This window comes from Chitinophaga sp. W2I13 (assembly GCF_050434005.1).
In the GTDB taxonomy this organism is placed as follows: domain Bacteria; phylum Bacteroidota; class Bacteroidia; order Chitinophagales; family Chitinophagaceae; genus Chitinophaga.
Genome location: NZ_JBNPWD010000001.1, coordinates 4,801,792 through 4,818,533, shown reverse-complemented (window position 1 = coordinate 4,818,533; position 16,742 = coordinate 4,801,792). Strand labels below are relative to the sequence as shown.

General features: G+C 44.0%; 17 protein-coding genes. 2 read left to right on the top strand and 15 right to left on the bottom strand.

What is annotated here, in order from left to right; translation table 11 throughout:
* The first annotated feature begins 734 nt into the window (after positions 1-734).
* A complete protein-coding gene (locus QFZ48_RS19900; protein ID WP_429063328.1) occupies positions 735-1,865 on the top strand; it encodes a C1 family peptidase in 1,131 nt (376 codons plus the stop codon).
* Positions 1,866-2,022: 157 nt separating this feature from the next.
* Here the strand turns inward: QFZ48_RS19900 and QFZ48_RS19895 are convergent, their stop codons facing one another.
* The 15 genes from QFZ48_RS19895 to QFZ48_RS19825 form a co-directional block, all read right to left on the bottom strand.
* Complete coding sequence (locus QFZ48_RS19895; RefSeq protein WP_370907917.1) at positions 2,023-2,310, bottom strand: acylphosphatase; 288 nt, start codon at positions 2,308-2,310, stop codon at positions 2,023-2,025.
* Positions 2,311-2,759: 449 nt separating this feature from the next.
* Positions 2,760-3,359 (bottom strand): 2'-5' RNA ligase family protein, encoded by a 600-nt coding sequence (locus QFZ48_RS19890; RefSeq protein WP_079473373.1) that lies wholly within the window; start codon positions 3,357-3,359, stop codon positions 2,760-2,762.
* Positions 3,360-3,490: 131 nt separating this feature from the next.
* Entirely contained in the window at positions 3,491-4,252 is a 762-nt protein-coding gene (gene tpiA / locus QFZ48_RS19885; RefSeq protein WP_370907918.1) for a triose-phosphate isomerase, read from the bottom strand.
* 9 nt (positions 4,253-4,261) lie between these two features.
* Positions 4,262-5,440: a putative sugar nucleotidyl transferase gene (locus QFZ48_RS19880; RefSeq protein ID WP_429063327.1), complete on the bottom strand. Its 1,179-nt coding sequence runs from the start codon at positions 5,438-5,440 to the stop codon at positions 4,262-4,264.
* 70 nt (positions 5,441-5,510) lie between these two features.
* Entirely contained in the window at positions 5,511-5,762 is a 252-nt protein-coding gene (locus tag QFZ48_RS19875; protein ID WP_079473370.1) for a type B 50S ribosomal protein L31, read from the bottom strand.
* 74 nt (positions 5,763-5,836) lie between these two features.
* Complete coding sequence (locus QFZ48_RS19870; protein WP_370907920.1) at positions 5,837-6,328, bottom strand: YajQ family cyclic di-GMP-binding protein; 492 nt, start codon at positions 6,326-6,328, stop codon at positions 5,837-5,839.
* A gap of 93 nt (positions 6,329-6,421) precedes the next feature.
* Entirely contained in the window at positions 6,422-7,156 is a 735-nt protein-coding gene (locus QFZ48_RS19865) for a head GIN domain-containing protein (RefSeq protein WP_429050374.1), read from the bottom strand.
* A gap of 47 nt (positions 7,157-7,203) precedes the next feature.
* Positions 7,204-8,286, bottom strand: a complete 1,083-nt coding sequence (locus tag QFZ48_RS19860; RefSeq protein ID WP_429050375.1) for a hypothetical protein — start codon at positions 8,284-8,286, stop codon at positions 7,204-7,206.
* A complete protein-coding gene (locus QFZ48_RS19855) occupies positions 8,270-8,827 on the bottom strand; it encodes a hypothetical protein (RefSeq protein ID WP_370907923.1) in 558 nt (185 codons plus the stop codon). The genes QFZ48_RS19860 and QFZ48_RS19855 overlap by 17 nt, the downstream gene beginning before the upstream one ends.
* Positions 8,827-9,393: an RNA polymerase sigma factor gene (locus QFZ48_RS19850; protein WP_429050376.1), complete on the bottom strand. Its 567-nt coding sequence runs from the start codon at positions 9,391-9,393 to the stop codon at positions 8,827-8,829. The genes QFZ48_RS19855 and QFZ48_RS19850 overlap by 1 nt, the downstream gene beginning before the upstream one ends.
* A gap of 337 nt (positions 9,394-9,730) precedes the next feature.
* Positions 9,731-12,175, bottom strand: a complete 2,445-nt coding sequence (locus QFZ48_RS19845) for a TonB-dependent receptor domain-containing protein (RefSeq protein WP_429050377.1) — start codon at positions 12,173-12,175, stop codon at positions 9,731-9,733.
* Positions 12,176-12,598: 423 nt separating this feature from the next.
* Complete coding sequence (locus QFZ48_RS19840; protein ID WP_429063326.1) at positions 12,599-13,534, bottom strand: DUF2167 domain-containing protein; 936 nt, start codon at positions 13,532-13,534, stop codon at positions 12,599-12,601.
* A 171-nt stretch (positions 13,535-13,705) separates the two neighbouring features.
* Positions 13,706-14,137: a hemerythrin domain-containing protein gene (locus QFZ48_RS19835; RefSeq protein WP_429050379.1), complete on the bottom strand. Its 432-nt coding sequence runs from the start codon at positions 14,135-14,137 to the stop codon at positions 13,706-13,708.
* Positions 14,138-14,146: 9 nt separating this feature from the next.
* Positions 14,147-15,361, bottom strand: a complete 1,215-nt coding sequence (locus QFZ48_RS19830) for a prolipoprotein diacylglyceryl transferase family protein (RefSeq protein WP_370907928.1) — start codon at positions 15,359-15,361, stop codon at positions 14,147-14,149.
* Positions 15,362-15,577: 216 nt separating this feature from the next.
* Positions 15,578-15,991 carry a BrxA/BrxB family bacilliredoxin gene (locus QFZ48_RS19825; protein WP_370907929.1) on the bottom strand — a complete coding sequence of 138 codons (414 nt, stop codon included), beginning with the start codon at positions 15,989-15,991 and terminating at the stop codon, positions 15,578-15,580.
* Positions 15,992-16,233: 242 nt separating this feature from the next.
* Between QFZ48_RS19825 and QFZ48_RS19820 the strand changes: the two genes are divergently transcribed.
* On the top strand, positions 16,234-16,686 hold the full coding sequence (locus QFZ48_RS19820) for an Hsp20/alpha crystallin family protein (protein ID WP_370907930.1): 453 nt from the start codon (positions 16,234-16,236) through the stop codon (positions 16,684-16,686).
* Positions 16,687-16,742 lie beyond the last annotated feature (56 nt).

Below are 16,742 nucleotides of genomic sequence, written 5' to 3'. Positions count from 1 at the left end.
TGAAAAATATCGATTGGAGCAAAATCAGCGCGGCCCAGAAAGAAGCCGCTGAAGCCCTGAACAGCATTGATTTTGCAGCACTCAACAAAAATCTGCAAGCTGCATACGCCAGCGTAAACACAAAGGAATTTTATGATAAGATAAGCAAGGAAACAAAGGCTGGTCTTAAAGCAGCCAGCCTGGCAACACAAAATGCTACCTCCTCTCTGGAAGAAGTCCGCAGAAACAGGGCAGAAGCGCTCGCTAATGCTGCCAGGGTGCGGGAAAATATCGCCCGTGACAGAGAAAATGCCAAAAGAACCCTGGAAGGGGAAATGAGAGCGAAAGAAGGCGCTGAAAGAGCCAGAGAAGGTGAAAGAAGAGCAAAAGAAGGTGCAGAAAGAGCGAAGGAAGGAGAAAAAAGAGCCGCCTTTTATAAAGAAATGATCTCCCAAATGGAGGCTGACAAGCTGCTCGATGCCCAAAAAGGCTACAAGATTGAAAAAAATGAAAACGGGCTATTCATCAATGATGTTAAACAACCGGACAATGTGGCCGCCAAATACCAGAAATACCTGCAAACAAAACGGCTTACCATAAAAGGTTCTGCAAACTCATATCATTCCGATATACAAAACTGATTTACTGCCATTCTATTGCAGATTGCATCCGTACCATTACCGTTCATACGGTAATGGTATTTTTTATTATACGGGTTCACTTATCTTTAGGTTAATAATTTAATGAGATCGTATATGAAAGCATTTTGTTTAACCCTTGCCCTGTTCACCGCCTTCGCAGCGGGTGCACAGGAAAAGGGCGTTGTAATCAGCAATCTGGAAAATGGTAAAATCAATGCAGCCACCCCGGTTAAAAATCAGGGCATGACTGGCACCTGCTGGTCATTCTCTTCTACTTCCATGGTAGAATCGGAGTGTTTACGCAAAGGACTGCCTGAACTGGATCTCTCTGAAATGTTTACCGCCCGCAATATTTATATCGAAAAAGCCAAAAACTATGTGCGCCGACAGGGCTTTGCCCGTTTCGATGAAGGCGGACTGGCCCACGATGTAATCCATTCCATTGCCGCTTATGGCATAGAACCGGAAAGCGTTTACAGCGGTTTAAAAAGCAATGCCACCGTTCACAACCACTCAGAAATGGTGGTAACCATGAAAAAATACCTCGACAGTATCATCAAAGTATCCCCTGTGCCGGATAACTGGGTAGCTCAATTCACCGGTATCCTCGATCAGTATATGGGAGCGCCGCCGGCCACCTTTGACTATAATGGTAAAACATATACCCCGCAGAGTTTTGCGAAGGAAGTGGTAAAATTCAATGAAGACGACTATGTTTTCCTGACTTCCTTTACGCACCACCCTTTTTACAAACCTTTCATCATTGAAGTACCAGACAACTTCTCCAATGGAGCTTATTATAATGTGCCCGTAAAAGAACTGACCGGTATTACCGAGGCTGCCCTTCAAAAAGGCTACACCGTGTTATGGGATGCAGATGTAAGTAACCGCGGGTTCGCCAGTAGCAAAGGCTTTGCGCTGCTCACCTCACCGGAAATCACGCTGAAAAAAGATAGTATCGATCCGGATATGACTGAACCCGCTTATACACAGGACTCACGTCAAAAGCTATATGAAGAGCTGATTACACAGGATGATCACCTGATGCACATTACGGGGATCGAAAAATCGCCAAAGGGTAAAACGTTCTTCCTGGTAAAAAATTCATGGGGTAAAAACTCCAGTCCGTTTGGTGGCTATGTAAATGTATCCGAGGCTTACTTCGCTGTAAATACCATCACCATCGTTGTTCCAAAAGCCGCACTGGATAAATCTTTCCAAAAGAAATACACCAGTACCAACTAAATATGCATGACAAAAGCGCAAAGAAATTTTCACGGTTGTATTCAGTTGCGTTGCCACGTAAAATTTCTTTGCGCCTGTTGTCTGCCGGTCACGGATAGCTTTATCTGCGATTGATTGGCATAGGTAACGAAGCACCTGCTGTTACCGGACCAGGGATTTATGAATAAAGGATAGTAAACCCTTTGATATGTTGTACATCACCATCGGTGATTTCCAGTTCCTTCACTGCAGCCATAGCAGGCCCAGACCTGCACCATGCAATAAAGTCTTCCATTTCTTCCGCCGTTCCCTCTGCCAGTATCCACACACTTCCGTCCAGCAGATTTTTGACTTGCCCATGTATATGCATTGAATCGGCTACACGCTTTGCATTAGCTCTGAATCCTACTCCCTGCACACGGCCCTTCACAATAATTTCTTTGTGTACAACTGTTCTGGTTGCCATAAATTTATAACGATTTACCCTGTAATGGTCTTCTTCGGATGGGGTTATATCACATGAATACAGCTCCCACTCAAAACATACTAAATATTCGTCAAAGATACAAACAACCGGAAAACTAATTACAGCCAGGGACCTTCAGGGCATACCAGAAAAAGAAGAATTGGTTATACAAACAACTATCTGAACCAGGATTTACCGGATTTATGGATACGCAGCAACCTATGAAAATGTGTGCCTACGGATCAAATAACTACCGCAATTCCACAGCCAACCTGTGACAGCAGGCGAAAAACTGCAATAGCAACAGTACGAAAGGATGGTTAACTTGAGGGTAACAAACATTGATGAAAATTGATATAGGGGATAACAAATTATTTTATCCGTAACATCTTCACCAATCCTGCGAATCTACCATCCGGTAATTCCTGCATCAGATTATAGTGTACTGCTTACGCAGCAGCATAATTAAACAATGAACCTACCATGTGCTCAATATCTCCAAAGACAAAGTCTTTCACCCGCTCATACTTACCACCGGACGCTGGCCTTTTCAGCAGGCTAAAACAATGACAGTTAAAGCTGCGTACAAAAATCTGCTGCGCCAGCAATGGCATAATCATATTTACCTCCGCATCCTGCAAGCCTCTCGCCAACATAATATGCGGCTTGAATGTTTGTGGCTTCAACTCAAAAGTTTGCATAATACTGCGGTGCAAATCGATCAATGGCTTGGGGTTAGCGACATTAATGAAAACACTGTTGTGCCCGTCCGCATGCCTCAAGGCATCAATCTTTGCCGTATAGATGGCAAAACCAGCCTGTTTACGCGCTACCTCTTCCAGCATATCGACAAAGTCGTCCTGGAAACGTTCAGGAAAAGCAGACCTGAACAAGGCCACATGAACCGGTGCGGCAGACATCATCGTATCGCTTAACTCAGTTGCTACAAACTGACGGATACGGGTCACATCTTTCGCAACCAATGCATCCGGATTCACTACCACTAAATAATCAAATACCTCTTCCGAAATTTCATAATTCGTATTCATAACCTGATATTTTAATTCTCCCTGTTAGAATGACAATACGAATATACAACCTTTTTTCAGAAATACTAATATTTTTAGCATTATTTACTAAAAAAATACGCAGCCTTTATAACTGCGTATTTCTCAATTACTTAAGATAACTTTTCAATAATCGCCACAAAGTCGGCTGCCACCAGGGAAGCGCCGCCAATCAAACCACCGTCTACATCCGGGCTGGCAAACAGTTCTGCCGCATTTCCCGGCTTCGCGCTACCACCATATAAAATAGAAGTATGCAAGGCTGCCTCACGGCCAAATTTATTAGCAATCTGCGAACGGATAAAAGCATGCATGTCCTGCGCCTGTGCAGAACTGGCTGTTAAACCGGTACCGATGGCCCAGATAGGCTCGTAAGCAATCACCACATTCTTCAGCTGCTCTTCTGTAAGATGAAACAAACTTTCTTCCAGCTGCTTGGCCACATAGGCATTCTGCGTTTCTGCCTGTCTTATTTCCAGCGGTTCGCCACAGCAGAAAATAGGCTTCAAACCGTTAGCTAGCACCTGGTCTATCTTCTTTGCCAGCATAGCATTGCTTTCCTGGAAATATTCCCTTCTTTCAGAGTGACCCAGAATAACATAATCAACACCTATTGATTGCAGCATTTCCGCAGATACCTCACCGGTATAAGCACCGGATTTTTCACTGTAACAGTTCTGTGCCGCCACATAAAAACCAGGATAGCTTTTCAGTAACGATTTCGCTTTCTGCAAATAAGGAAACGGTGTAGCCACAATTACTTCCTGTCCCTCTTTCAGCTTCAGTCCTGCCTGCAGGATATCGTTGATCAGCTGCTCACCCTGTGCCAGCGTAAGGTTCATTTTCCAGTTACCTGCAACAATTTTCTTTCTCATACTATGATATTAAGTTTTAAGGTCTTTCTGATTTATTTGTGCATATAATGCTTCCAATACCTGCTTATCCTTTTCCGTAAGCTCCTTCCCCTTCAAAGCCATCCAGTTACCGGCATCCTTCAGGGCTTCTGCCAAACGGTAGGCGCCCTGGTCTCCCCAACTGTATGAACCCACAAATTTGGGCGGAAAATGCCCGCCAAACACGTTGCACGACACGCCGATCACAGTACCGGTATTCAGCATGGTATTAATACCGCACCTGCTGTAATCACCCATCAGCAATCCACATTTTATACCTGCAGACACCGCCTCACCCTGCGCCTCCATCCATACTTTCACCTCAGATACATTATTCTTCAGGTTGGAACCGGATGTATTGGCTCCCAGGTTACACCATTCCCCTATCACCGCATCGCCCAGGTAACCGTCATGGCCTTTGTTGGAATAACCAAACATCACACTGTTCTTGATCTCGCCTCCACCCGTACAGTACGGCCCTAATGTTGTAGCGCCATATATTTTACTTCCCATTTTCAATACAGCTCCCTCTCCCATTGCAAAGGGTCCCCTGATCATACAGCCTTCCATCACTTCCGCATCCTTCCCTATATAAATCGGGCCGGTAGCAGCGTTCAGTATACTGTACTCTACCTTCGCGCCTGGCTCCACGAAAATGTCCGTATGATTGATCTGTTGATTGGTGTGTGATAAGATGACAGATTTCCTGCCTGCTGTAAGCAGTTGATAATCTGCCCTGATTGCTTTATCGTTGAGCGCAAAGATATCCCAAGGCTTATAAATTCCCAGTACTTCCCCCGGATAATTTTTCCTGGCGCCCGGAGCCAGCAGGGAGGCGCCATCCCCCTGTACCACTTTAGCCAGTAACTGGTTGTCTTTATACAACTCCTCTTCCGGCTGTAACTCAAGAATAGCAGCTACCAGCCCGGCGTCCGGCAGTATATGTCCACTCAGTAAGATGTTAACGGTTTGGTTGTCTTTGTACAACAGGGGGAATTTGTCCTGCAGGTGCGGTACAGTGAAATGACTAGTACCCGTACCCAGCCAGTGCTCCCACTTCTCCTGTATAGTGAGTATCCCTACTCTGCAGGCTGCAATGGGTCTTGTATGCGTAAAGGGGTATAACAGTTCACGTACGGGCGTGTCAAAAAGAATATAGTTACGCTCCATAGGGGGCTAAAATAGAAAATCCCATCGGCTTATCGATGGGATTCTTCTAAAAAAATATTTTACTTAGAAACTATGCTTTCTTAGCGTAGCGCTTGTTGAATTTGTCAATACGTCCTGCAGTATCCACCAACACATTCTTACCAGTATAAAAAGGGTGAGAAGTATTGGAAATTTCCAACTTAATCAACGGATACTCATTACCATCTTCCCACTTTGCAGTTTCTTTGGAAGGAGCGGTAGAGCGGCTTAAAAAGCTCTCGCCGTTTGACATATCTTTAAATATCACAAATCTGTAACTTTCTGGATGGATTCCCTGTTTCATATCAAAATTATTGTAAATACAGGGTGCAAAGTTAACTAAATTTCTTTAACACCCAAAGATTATTCGTAAAAAAATCAGGATTTCATGTTAATATACTGCAAAGGTATACCCAGGTTGGATTCCTTCGCCTTTTGTATAACCTCCTGTAAGTCATCAATCTTCTTCCCGGTTACCCGTATAATATCATCCATAATGGCTGCCTGCACCTTTAAACCGGCGTCCTTGATCATCTTCACTATCTTCTTGGCATCTTCCTGCTTAATACCATTGCGTACAGGTATTTCTTTCTTAAATACCTTCCCGCTCTGGTAAGGCTCCTTGCTCAGGTCGTAAATACTGGCGTCCAGCCCCTGGCGCATGGTCCTGCTTACCAGCACATCCAGTACCTGGCCCAGCTTCATATCGCTTTCTACCTCTATATTCAGCACCAGTTCTTTCTTATTCAGCTCAATCTCCACATGTGAACCCTTGAAATCAAACCTGTTGGTGATCTCTTTCTTCACCGTGTTAATAGCATTATCCAGTGTCTGTAAATCTACTTTGCTAACAATATCAAAGGATGGCATAACTTAAAATTTTATATTCGAACAACAAATATAAAAAAGAAAAAGCAGGTAGAGAACTACCTGCTCGTTATATACTCTAAATCTAACTTGTTATTATATCTTGCTGATCTTACCCATTCCGGATACAGACTGGGTAACATTCGGTTCTCCTTTATATTTTACCTTTCCCATCCCGGAAATACCTATCTCCAGTTTCTTCTGCACAAATACATCTGCCTTACCGGTACCGGAAATACCAATCTTTGCATCATCAGTAGCCAGATCCAGCGCTGAAATATCAGCGGACCCTGAAATACCATAATCAGCCTTGTCTGTATTGCCTTTCAGGACAATATTACTGGCCCCGGAAACACCTACCTTCAGTTCATGGGTACGGATGTCCAGATCGGCACCAGCTGCGCCACTAAACCTCAGCTGGATGCGGTCGCTGGTAAGCTTTCCCTTGCTCGTAAAACCACCGGCGCCGCTGGCCGACAACTTATCTACCTTCTGCAGCGTGATGTATACTTTGATTTCTTTGGTAGGCTGAATGTTATACCCCTTCTTGGTATGGATCGTTAACTCGTCGCCGGCGATATCTGTCTGGATATAAGGCAGCAGGTTATCTTCTGCCTCTACCCGGATACTGTGGGTATTCCCCTGTTCTATAATCACCTTATACACACCGGAAGTGCTGATATCTGTAAACGCAGACGCATTCCGGGATTCTTCTTTCACATTCCCGTTTCCCGTTATTCTTTGATCGCTCTGATGCGAAAAGGAAACAAGTACACTGGCAGTGAGCAACAATGGCAAAGCAACCAGGAAGTAAGCAGCAATTCGTTTCATAGTGTAGTATTATTTTAAAAAGATTTTAGAATGGCGTTCTGATCTGTTTAATACGTACCCAGGTTTACATCGGTGTTTACACCGCGTATTTTTATATAGGGAGATGAATCACTTCCTCCCCCCGCATGTGCAGAATAACGCAGGGTCGAATTCGTTTTATTGGACACCACATTCTTCAGCTCCAGCCCGCCGGTATCCAGATCCCCGTTTACCAGGTTTGCTTCTATCGACAATGGTTGCCTCGCTCCGAATCGGATATCCAGATCCGAATAGGTGAGTTGAAAATCTGCCTGCTTGAATCCACTGCTCACTTTTTCTATCTTCACATCTCCATAAGTCATGTTTAAATCAACAGACTGCTGCAATTCCTTTAACCGCACATCTGAATAAGTACCCCGGCCAGACACTGTACCCACTGCATCTATTTTATAATCATCGTAGTTGGAAGAAATTTTCAGGTTGCCCACCCGGCCGAACACATACTCACTGTAATTGGAATTGGCATTCAGTGATTCCAGTTGCCCGCCCCGGATGGCGGAATAATTCCCCTTCACCGTTACATTACCTGCTTTGCCCACCTTCCCCTTATCACAATAATTTATTTTGAAGAGAAGGTCCTGCGCCTCGCGGATATCAAAGGTGCAATAGTTCATTTCCAGCGTCACAGGAAAACTAAATTTATCCGCAATCACATCGCCAAACTGGTTCTTCACCAGTAAATTCTGCAGGCTTTGCGGAATATAAATATCGTAGTCAATGTTCACGTAGTCTTTGGAATCCATTTTTCCTCCCCATGAAAACCAACCGGAATTGTTTTTCGACGGGCTGTAATAAGTGCTCAGCGATACCCCATTATTACTCTGGTTGGTGTTCACTTCCACCATTTCTGCAATGGCTTTGGCCTGTTCATCATTCTTACCAAAACCTGTAACGGTGATGGTGGCTTTGATTTCATTTTTGTTCGATGTGTGAAAAATGATTTTGCCATACTTATTGGAAAGGTTCAACGTGGCGTTATCATTTACAGTAAACTCCTTTACAATAGTTCTTTTATAAGCCGTAGCTCCATTGTGGGCCTGCGCCATTAATGGCAGCAGCAGAAATAACAAGCATTTAAATTTCAGCTTCATAATGTTTTTTTGTTTGACCGGGAGCTACATGTTTATTGTGCAACTCTTCCAAAATTTTATCCAACAGATCCAGCTTCAGCTGGTAATAGCGGACCATAGCAGCGCGGATTCTTTCATTGCCCGGATTATTTTTTAATTCTTTCTCCAGTGCTTTATAAGTATCATTGCGAAGTTCCAGTTCCTTACGGGCAGCGCTATCCAGCCCCAGCGCTGAATCGGGATAAGCATCAATCAACTGCAATTTTTCGTTTATACGCGACGTATAGTAAACGCCTGCTTCCTGGATGTCAGGCGCTAACACGGCAAGTTCCTGCTGCTGCGGCTGACGGTTTTTGGTGAAGTAAAACAGCGCGCCGGCATTGGCCAGCAAAACTGCGATCACGGCTGCTTTAAACCAGTTTTTCTGTAAAAGGGAAATCACCTTTCCTTTGCGCCTGCCCGTCAGCTCCTGCTCCAGTGCGCTCCAAACCCTCGGTGAAGGGCCCTGTTCCTCAAATTCGTCCCGGTGCTGGCGGATAAAACCTTCAAAATTGTCTGGCATTAACGAGTTACATTTTGCTGTTTTACAATTTGTCTTACTTTCTCCTTTGCACGCATATACTGCGTTTTCACAGTGGATTCGGTGATACCCAGCATCTCTGCTATTTCCCGGTGCGAATACTCTTCAAAAAGATAGAGATTCAATACGGTACGGTATCCCTGCGGTAAACTATGAATGGCAGACTTTACTGCGGCTACGGTCCAGGTAAACTGGGCCTCATCAATCCCCTCTTCAGCCAATACTTCCACTTCATCCACGTCTTCAAAATACACCTTCTTTTTACGTAGTGTATTCAAACAATGATTTACCACAATCCGCTTGATCCAGGCACTGATACTGGCCTCACGCTCCAGCTTATGAATACTTTTATGCACCTGGATGAAAGCCTCCTGCAAAGTGTCTTCCGCATCACTCACGTTATTGGTCATACGCAGGCAAATGTTGTACATCGCAGCCGAATAGGCTTCGTACAATTCACGAAATGCACGGACATCTCCTTTTTTGCAGCGTTCTACTATATATGCTGCGAGTGGCGTCTGATTCAAGTTAGTGGCTGATGCTTTCATTATAAAGACAGTAATTGTAAAAAAGGTTGCATGATGCTGACGGGGAAATTTCCGGTTTGGTGAGACTTTGTCCGTTTAATTACCAGCAAAAATTTGTTATCTGATTAATTATTAATTATTTATAGAGAATGGATGAAAGTGATATCCGGTAAAAAATTTCTTCAAAATTATTGTAAACACCCTCGCTTCTATGTCAAATTATACCAAACTGCCGTTTCCTGTGATGAAACCGGCACATCTGTATACCGGCGAAATTGGTAAGGAAAACGCAGCCCGGTAAAGGGCCACGTTTTTCCATCCTTATATACCTAAAAAACCATCTTCCCAACAGGCTGGCCTAGTTACCACCCTGTTTTACACGATTTTGTTCCGCTTCCAGTCCGGTTTGACGGCTGCGGGCTGCTTTTACATTAGTATTCCCAAAACGGTAGTTGAAGGTCAGGCGAAACTGTTGTGCATCCCATTTGCTGGAAACAGCAGTATATCTGCCTGCATTATCAAAGTCCCCGCGGAAATAATTAGTTTTAAACACATCCGTTACATTGAGTTTCACAGATCCTTTCCCTTTCAGTACTTTCTGGGAAACACCCAGATCCAGGGAACACATAGATTTCATCTTGAACAGCCCATCTTCGGTCACCTGCGGAGATACGTAAAAGAACACTGCTTCTGCAGACAAGTCCTTGCTCAGGGTGAATGTTTGCTGGGTGCGTCCGAAGAATCCGGCAGACGACAGTTTCACCTGGTGATCGTTTACCACGGTTTCAAACATCGCATAAGATACTGACACCGTGGTAAGGCTCATCCACCACTTGGTAATGGGCATCGGTACCGTTACGTTCAGGTTAAAGTTGTCGGCCTTAGCCACGTTCAGGTATTTGTACCGCAGAATGGAAGTATCCCCGGTCGCCTTATCCACATCAGACTCCAGTATCTGGGTCATCAGGTCTTTTGTATGCGCGTATCCTACGGAGGTGATCAGGAAATCCTTAAAGGTATGCGTGATCTCAAAATTGTTGGAATACTGTGGCTTCAGGTTAGGATTACCAGACTCCTTTGTATACCTGTCCAGGTAAAATTCAAACGGATTCAGATCTTCATAGCTCGGACGCTGAATACGGCGGCTATAGGTCAGTCCAAGCGTATTATCCTTATTCAGTTTATATGTCAATGCCATGCTGGGAAACAGGTTAAAGTAAGTAGAATCATTCTTCACTTCCATCTGCTGCTGGTTCTTCATCGACACTGATGTACCGGTGATATGCGTTTGCTCACCGCGTAATCCTACCTGCACATTCACCTTCTTAAATTGTTTGTTGAAATTGATATACGCCGCGTTCACATTTTCCTTGTAGATAAAGTGGTTGGAACGGTTTTCATCCAGCACCCAGTTGCCCATTCTCAGGGAGTCGAAACGCGCATCATTATCGGTTTTCACAAAGCTCACCTTTACGCCGGCTTCAAATTTTGCCTGGTTCTTCAGCGGATGTATGTAATCAATTTTGGCAGTTTTGATATCGATGCTGGAAGGCTGATTGTTCCGGGAAGTATCGCTGCCCAGGAAACCTTTTTCAGCCCCATCGCGGGATACTGCATATATAGTAGCATGCTGCGCATCTTTGTTTTTTGCGTAATCCAGGTCAATATTCAATTCCTTACCGGTAGTATCCAGGATGCCGCGGTAGTTTAAATTAAATGCATTCCGGGTCCAGGTTTTAGCGTCGTTGGTATTGGTTTTCAGGATAGAGTCCACCTGTCTGCCATTGCCAATACGGGTGGTGGCATAGCTGGGGATTTTGCGGTCGCCGCCGGATAAATCTGCCATTACACCAATTGTATGTCCTTTACTGATAAAATAGTCTGCTCCTATTTTACCAGCTTTGTAATTGGATTTTGTGTGCATGTTGTTTACCTGGTCATACACACTCAGCTGATTATTTTCTGTGAGGGAGCGGTATAAACCCAGGTCCTGCTGTTGTTCACGGTGACTGTAATTACCGGAACCATATATATTGAATTTTTCATTGCGGTGGTTAAGGTTTAGTGCGCCGTTCCAGCGGGGCCAGAAGCCATAGCCACCACCCACGGTTATATTACCATTCGTACCATAGCTGGTGTTCTTCTTCAGTTTAAGGTTAATGATTCCCGCGTTGCCGGCTGCGTCATATTTGGCGGAAGGATTAGCGATCAGCTCAATCTGATCTACATTGGTGGCTGGCATGCTTTTCAGCAGCTCGGCAACATCCTGGGAAGTCATATTGGTTGGTTTGCCATCTATCATGATTTGTACACCGCTCTTGCCTTTCATGGAAATATTACCGTCTTTGTCTACGGTTACCGTAGGCGATTTTTCCAATACTTCCATAGCAGAACCACCCGATGCAGTGATGCTGCTTTCCACATTCACTATCATCTTATCAGCTTTCTGCTCTACAAATGGCCGGCGGGCAGTTACGTCTACACCCTTTAAGGTTTTGGAGGCGGCTTCCAGTGCTACAGCCGGCGCTTTTATGGAGCTGGCGGCTACTTCAAAAGCGGGGCTGTAACGTTTGGTCATGCCAACTGAAACCGCGGCAACCAGGTATTTACCCTGTTTTACCTGCTCAAATTCATATTTACCATCTATATCTGCAATGGCTCCTTTCACCAAAGAGGAGTCTTTTGCTTTTAATAAGGTTACAGTAGCGAACGCTACAGGCTGGTTACCTGCCTGGATTACTTGTCCGGCTACTTTAGGGGCATTCTGCGCAAACGAGGTCAAAGCAGTCACTAACATACTCATTGTTAATGTTATAGCTTTAAAACTTGCTTTCATATGAGGTGATTTAGAGTTTAAACGTTGTCGATTTAGATTTCTTTTAGTTCCTTGGTTTGTATACTACAGTAGTTAAACCACTACAGTAGATTAACTACTACGATGTAAAAGTAGGTATTATGTATTACACAGTACATAGCATTACACAAACGGCATATAGACAGTGACGAATGGTAAAAAAACAGAGAACGATTAAAAAGACGACTGGCGCAAAGGAAAGTTGCAGGTAGGTTACAGCTATTTAAAATAGCGGTGTTAATGGAGGATGACCGGTATTATATAAGGACGGTGGCTGGTTTTTACAAACAGGGAATAAGGCCATGGCCTTGTAACCAGGGTTACAGTAACTAGTTATATGTTAGGGAGATGGAAAAACGGCATGGTCCCTTCTCAATTCAGGCGCTCATCCACCTTCATGATTTTCCGGTAACCGGACTTGCGGCGGTGGTGATAATAATTCATACCATAAACAAACAATACCATACAAAGTATTATCAGCAACATGGAAAGCGTGCTTCTGATTCCGAGTAAAAGATTATCAATCGATAGCATTCTGCCAGCTACGGATTCGGAGGCAGGCACCCAACGGGAAGATTGATCTGTACGCGGATTATAATCGGCGTAACCGTTTCCCGGAGCAAAACGCGCAGCAGCAGCTACAATGGCTAATTGCTGCTTAATCTGCTCCAGTTCCGTTACTTTACCGATAGCCGTAAAACAGAGTGCCCCCTTTCTTCCTAATAATCTTAACTCGTAATTCAGCATCGAAGGCTCATTTTTACCAAAATGTAAAACGCGGGCCCAATGCAGGGAATGATTGTTTTTATTATAATAAGGAGTAAAGGCCCAGTCCATACCGGAGATCTGCCCCACCCCTTTGCCGCTGCGTAGCAGGTTATCGTTTTTCAACTCCTCTTTCATCTCCGTCAGCAACTTCGTGTAATCAATCTGGCGGATCGCTGATTCCTCCATATAACCCGAAGGCTCAAAAGAAATCACAAAACCATGGAAATCTTTATCCATAGGTCCCATCCTCGCCGGCAACAGCAGGCCCAGTGTATTCGGATTTTCCGGGTTGCCCCATAAATGCTCCACCAGCACACGGCTCTGCGCACCATCGAGCAGGCGGTACCCTTCCGGTACATTTAATATTGTACCCTCACCCAACGATTGTTCACCTGCTTTATAATAAAAGGAAGCAGCCACCATTTCAGAAGAATCCAGCTTGTCGTACCTGCTAAGACTGTCTTCCCTGGATAGGCCAAGGACATTGAGGCTGACAGTTAAGCAACTAAACACAACTACACTGTAAAAAAACGCACGCATAACTCTAATTGAATAGCCCGGGTAAAATTTACCAGCCTAACAAACAAGGATAAATTGCAATAAGGTATACAGATAATTATTGAGGCAATATTACAGATACATAATGCTGCTATAACTCCAGTGAAAAATTAATATTTAAATCAAAACCTGACAATAACACGTTAAATACATTTATGGATTTTCCAGTTTGAGGTTATCGAGGATATGTGGAAGTTCCAGTTGCAGCAGCTCAAAGAATTCCCGCTCTTCCCTGCGGATATGCGCTTCCAGGCTGCACGCCAGCACATCCATTGCGGCATCCATATCATTGCTGTCTGTGAGAGTGCTATACATACGGGAAATGATCAGGTGTTCTTCCTGCAACTCCCGGATCATTTTGTCAATCGCTTCATGCTGGCCTGCACATTTCTCAAAAAGATATTCTTCCTTTTGAATATGCGGTACCATCAGCTCCTGGAATATTTTTATGATATACTCAAATCTTGCCTGTGTTTCCAATGGGAAACCCTCGTACGGCGCGGCATCTTTTTTCAGGTAGCGGCATACAAATAAAAGGCGCTTGTGCTCGTGCGACAAGGGCACTAATGAAGAGTGACGTTGCATATACTATAATCAGGAAAGCTTATTTGCAGCAGTATTATTTTTACGATAGATGCCAATCAGTATAATACCACCAATTACCAGGAGCGTGGAAATGATTTCTGCCTGGGTGGGATGAAAGCCAAAAATATCATATCTCGTATCTACCCTGATCTTCTCTATAAAAAATCTTTCCACCCCATTTAATATCAGGTAGATGCCGAAAATTACACCTGGGATCTTTATTCTTTTGCGGATCGCCCAGAGGATGCCGAACAAAACCAGGCAAACAATAATTTCATATAACGGTGTGGGATATACGGCAATAGGTAATACTTTACAATAAGGACCATCACAACCAGCGATCTGTACTCCTTCTTTAATAACGTTGTGCGGGTAACCGTAGGCAAACAACCAATCCGGTAAAAAGCCCAGTGCCGCCGGTTTTTCAAAAGCAGCATGCGGTATTTTTTCTACTGATGAATATTGCTGCTGAAAGAAACCTGCATTTTTCTGAACAATGTCCTGGAATGTGGCAGGCGCCATTTTTACAGCGTGACCGGTATTGGTATCCACTCCATAAGCGCTGTTGTAAATACCCCAGTCGCCATCTCCGGAAAAATGGCAACCCATTCTCCCGATAGCATAGGCCAGCATCAACGCAGGTGCAGCGCTGTCGATTAACGCACGGATATTGAATTGTTTTTTACGGGCATAACTGATGATCACAATCGCAGCTACAATCAGGCCGCCGTAAAAGGTAAGTCCGCTGAAAGACAACAGCGCCCCGATGGGGTCCTGCACAAAGTCGTTCCAGTTTTCAAGATTGTGAAATATTTTAGCGCCGAGTAATCCGGCAATAGCCGCCATTACAATAATATCCGGTACGCGGTGGTGTGGCATCACCAGCACCGTTTCTTCTTTTGGCTTAGGGAGTGCCTGTTTCTTTTTGGTGTAATATTTATATCCCGCCATGGCTGCGGCTACCAGGATACCGGCAAAAAGACTGCCTTGTCCCGAAAATACAAACGACTGTAAATCCTGTGAAGCGGTGTCCCACTGAAAAAAGATCCCCAGGATCTTGTATCCTATAATAAATCCTACTACGGCATTTCCAATCAATTCACCCTGCGAAGCCGGAAGCCCGGTTACTACTTTTTCAGGAATACCTTTCAGCAACCCCAGTGCTTCATAGCGTTTCAGTTCACGTGTTAAGATATAGGCGCCGGCCAGAAAGGCTATTGCCACAAAAAAACCAAACGTCTGAAAAATCTTTAAAAACGGAATCTCTAAGCCAAGCAGATCTCTGAACGCGTAATATAAATTAGGATACATAGCCGTAAAAAAATTGGTGATCTGAATCTTCCTATGAACAAAGCCGAATTTAATCAAAAGGAAAATCAAACCACCAAAGTACGATGCAATTTCGAATTTCTAAATTGGAATTTAGAAAAAATCGAATATTTAGCAATACTGTTCAAATGCGTCAGCCAGGTTCGCAGCAATCATTTGCGCGGAACGGCCTTCGATCATGTGGCGCTCAATAAAGTGCACCAACTCACCATTTTTAAACAGCGCTATCGCCGGGGAAGAAGGAGGATAAGGCATCAGGTGCGAACGGATTTGTCTTACCGCTTCACCATCAAAACCCGCAAAGCTGGTAGTCAGCCTGTCTGGCTTCTTTTCGCTGTGCGCTACTGCCAGCAATACACCCGGACGGGCGGTACCTGCAGAGCAACCACATACAGAATTGATTACCACCAGGGTAGTTCCTTCTTTCTGTAAAGTATTATCCACGCTCTCTGGTGTCAGCAATTCTTCAAATCCGTTATCTGTTAATTCCGCCTTCATGGGCATTACTAGTTCCGCTGGATACATATAATAAGAGTTTTTTCTGTTTATATTTTTTACAAAGTTAGTTATATGTACCCAGAAAGTAAAAAAATGGATAGCGATATAGACTTTTTGACACAAAACATACAATCATAATGACACAATGTCATAATCTGTAATCTTTTTACTAACAAAATAGCAGTTTTTATGGCATGGTATCCCATTTGATCTGTACTAGCTGTCAAACAATAAAAATTGATTTCACACTAAAAAAATTTATAGGAACTATGACACACATTAAATTTAACCACAGCCCGCTTCCCAAATCATTTGGTGGATTAGTAGAAGACATTCTCAATGGAGGATTAAATAAGTATGTAAAAGATGATTTTCTGACCAACGATTACTTTACCACCCATCCTCCGGTAAACATCGTGGAAACGCCGGAAGCCTTCCTGCTCGACGTAGTAGCTCCCGGTTTCTCCAAAGAAGATTTCAAAATCAGTGCAGATGATAAAGCAATTACCATCAGCGCGGAAAAGAAAGCAGAAACAAAGAACGAAGGCGACAAACAGGTACGCCGTGAGTTCACCTTCAAATCTTTCAAACGGTCCTTCACCATCAGCGAACTGGTAGATGCAGGTAAGATTAATGCGAAATATGATAACGGAGTCCTGAAAGTAACCTTGGGCAAAAAGGAAAACAAACAGGATGCCCCTAAAGAAATAGTAGTGGAATAAGGGAAGCAGGGCTTCCTGTAAAAAGGAGGCCCGCTGTAGTAACATGAGGGTTTAAA

What these genes read in the sequence shown, in the direction of transcription:
- QFZ48_RS19845 (WP_429050377.1), bottom strand. Translation starts at nt 12,175, where the DNA reads ATGAGTATGTTAGTGACTGCTTTGACCTCGTTTGCGCAGAATGCCCCT.
- QFZ48_RS19825 (WP_370907929.1), bottom strand. Translation starts at nt 15,991, where the DNA reads ATGTATCCAGCGGAACTAGTAATGCCCATGAAGGCGGAATTAACAGAT.
- QFZ48_RS19880 (WP_429063327.1), bottom strand. Translation starts at nt 5,440, where the DNA reads ATGGAGCGTAACTATATTCTTTTTGACACGCCCGTACGTGAACTGTTA.
- QFZ48_RS19870 (WP_370907920.1), bottom strand. Translation starts at nt 6,328, where the DNA reads ATGCCATCCTTTGATATTGTTAGCAAAGTAGATTTACAGACACTGGAT.
- QFZ48_RS19890 (WP_079473373.1), bottom strand. Translation starts at nt 3,359, where the DNA reads ATGAATACGAATTATGAAATTTCGGAAGAGGTATTTGATTATTTAGTG.
- QFZ48_RS19855 (WP_370907923.1), bottom strand. Translation starts at nt 8,827, where the DNA reads ATGCCAGACAATTTTGAAGGTTTTATCCGCCAGCACCGGGACGAATTT.
- QFZ48_RS19865 (WP_429050374.1), bottom strand. Translation starts at nt 7,156, where the DNA reads ATGAAACGAATTGCTGCTTACTTCCTGGTTGCTTTGCCATTGTTGCTC.
- QFZ48_RS19820 (WP_370907930.1), top strand. Translation starts at nt 16,234, where the DNA reads ATGACACACATTAAATTTAACCACAGCCCGCTTCCCAAATCATTTGGT.
- QFZ48_RS19860 (WP_429050375.1), bottom strand. Translation starts at nt 8,286, where the DNA reads ATGAAGCTGAAATTTAAATGCTTGTTATTTCTGCTGCTGCCATTAATG.
- QFZ48_RS19895 (WP_370907917.1), bottom strand. Translation starts at nt 2,310, where the DNA reads ATGGCAACCAGAACAGTTGTACACAAAGAAATTATTGTGAAGGGCCGT.
- QFZ48_RS19835 (WP_429050379.1), bottom strand. Translation starts at nt 14,137, where the DNA reads ATGCAACGTCACTCTTCATTAGTGCCCTTGTCGCACGAGCACAAGCGC.
- QFZ48_RS19875 (WP_079473370.1), bottom strand. Translation starts at nt 5,762, where the DNA reads ATGAAACAGGGAATCCATCCAGAAAGTTACAGATTTGTGATATTTAAA.
- tpiA (WP_370907918.1), bottom strand. Translation starts at nt 4,252, where the DNA reads ATGAGAAAGAAAATTGTTGCAGGTAACTGGAAAATGAACCTTACGCTG.
- QFZ48_RS19900 (WP_429063328.1), top strand. Translation starts at nt 735, where the DNA reads ATGAAAGCATTTTGTTTAACCCTTGCCCTGTTCACCGCCTTCGCAGCG.
- QFZ48_RS19850 (WP_429050376.1), bottom strand. Translation starts at nt 9,393, where the DNA reads ATGAAAGCATCAGCCACTAACTTGAATCAGACGCCACTCGCAGCATAT.
- QFZ48_RS19840 (WP_429063326.1), bottom strand. Translation starts at nt 13,534, where the DNA reads ATGCGTGCGTTTTTTTACAGTGTAGTTGTGTTTAGTTGCTTAACTGTC.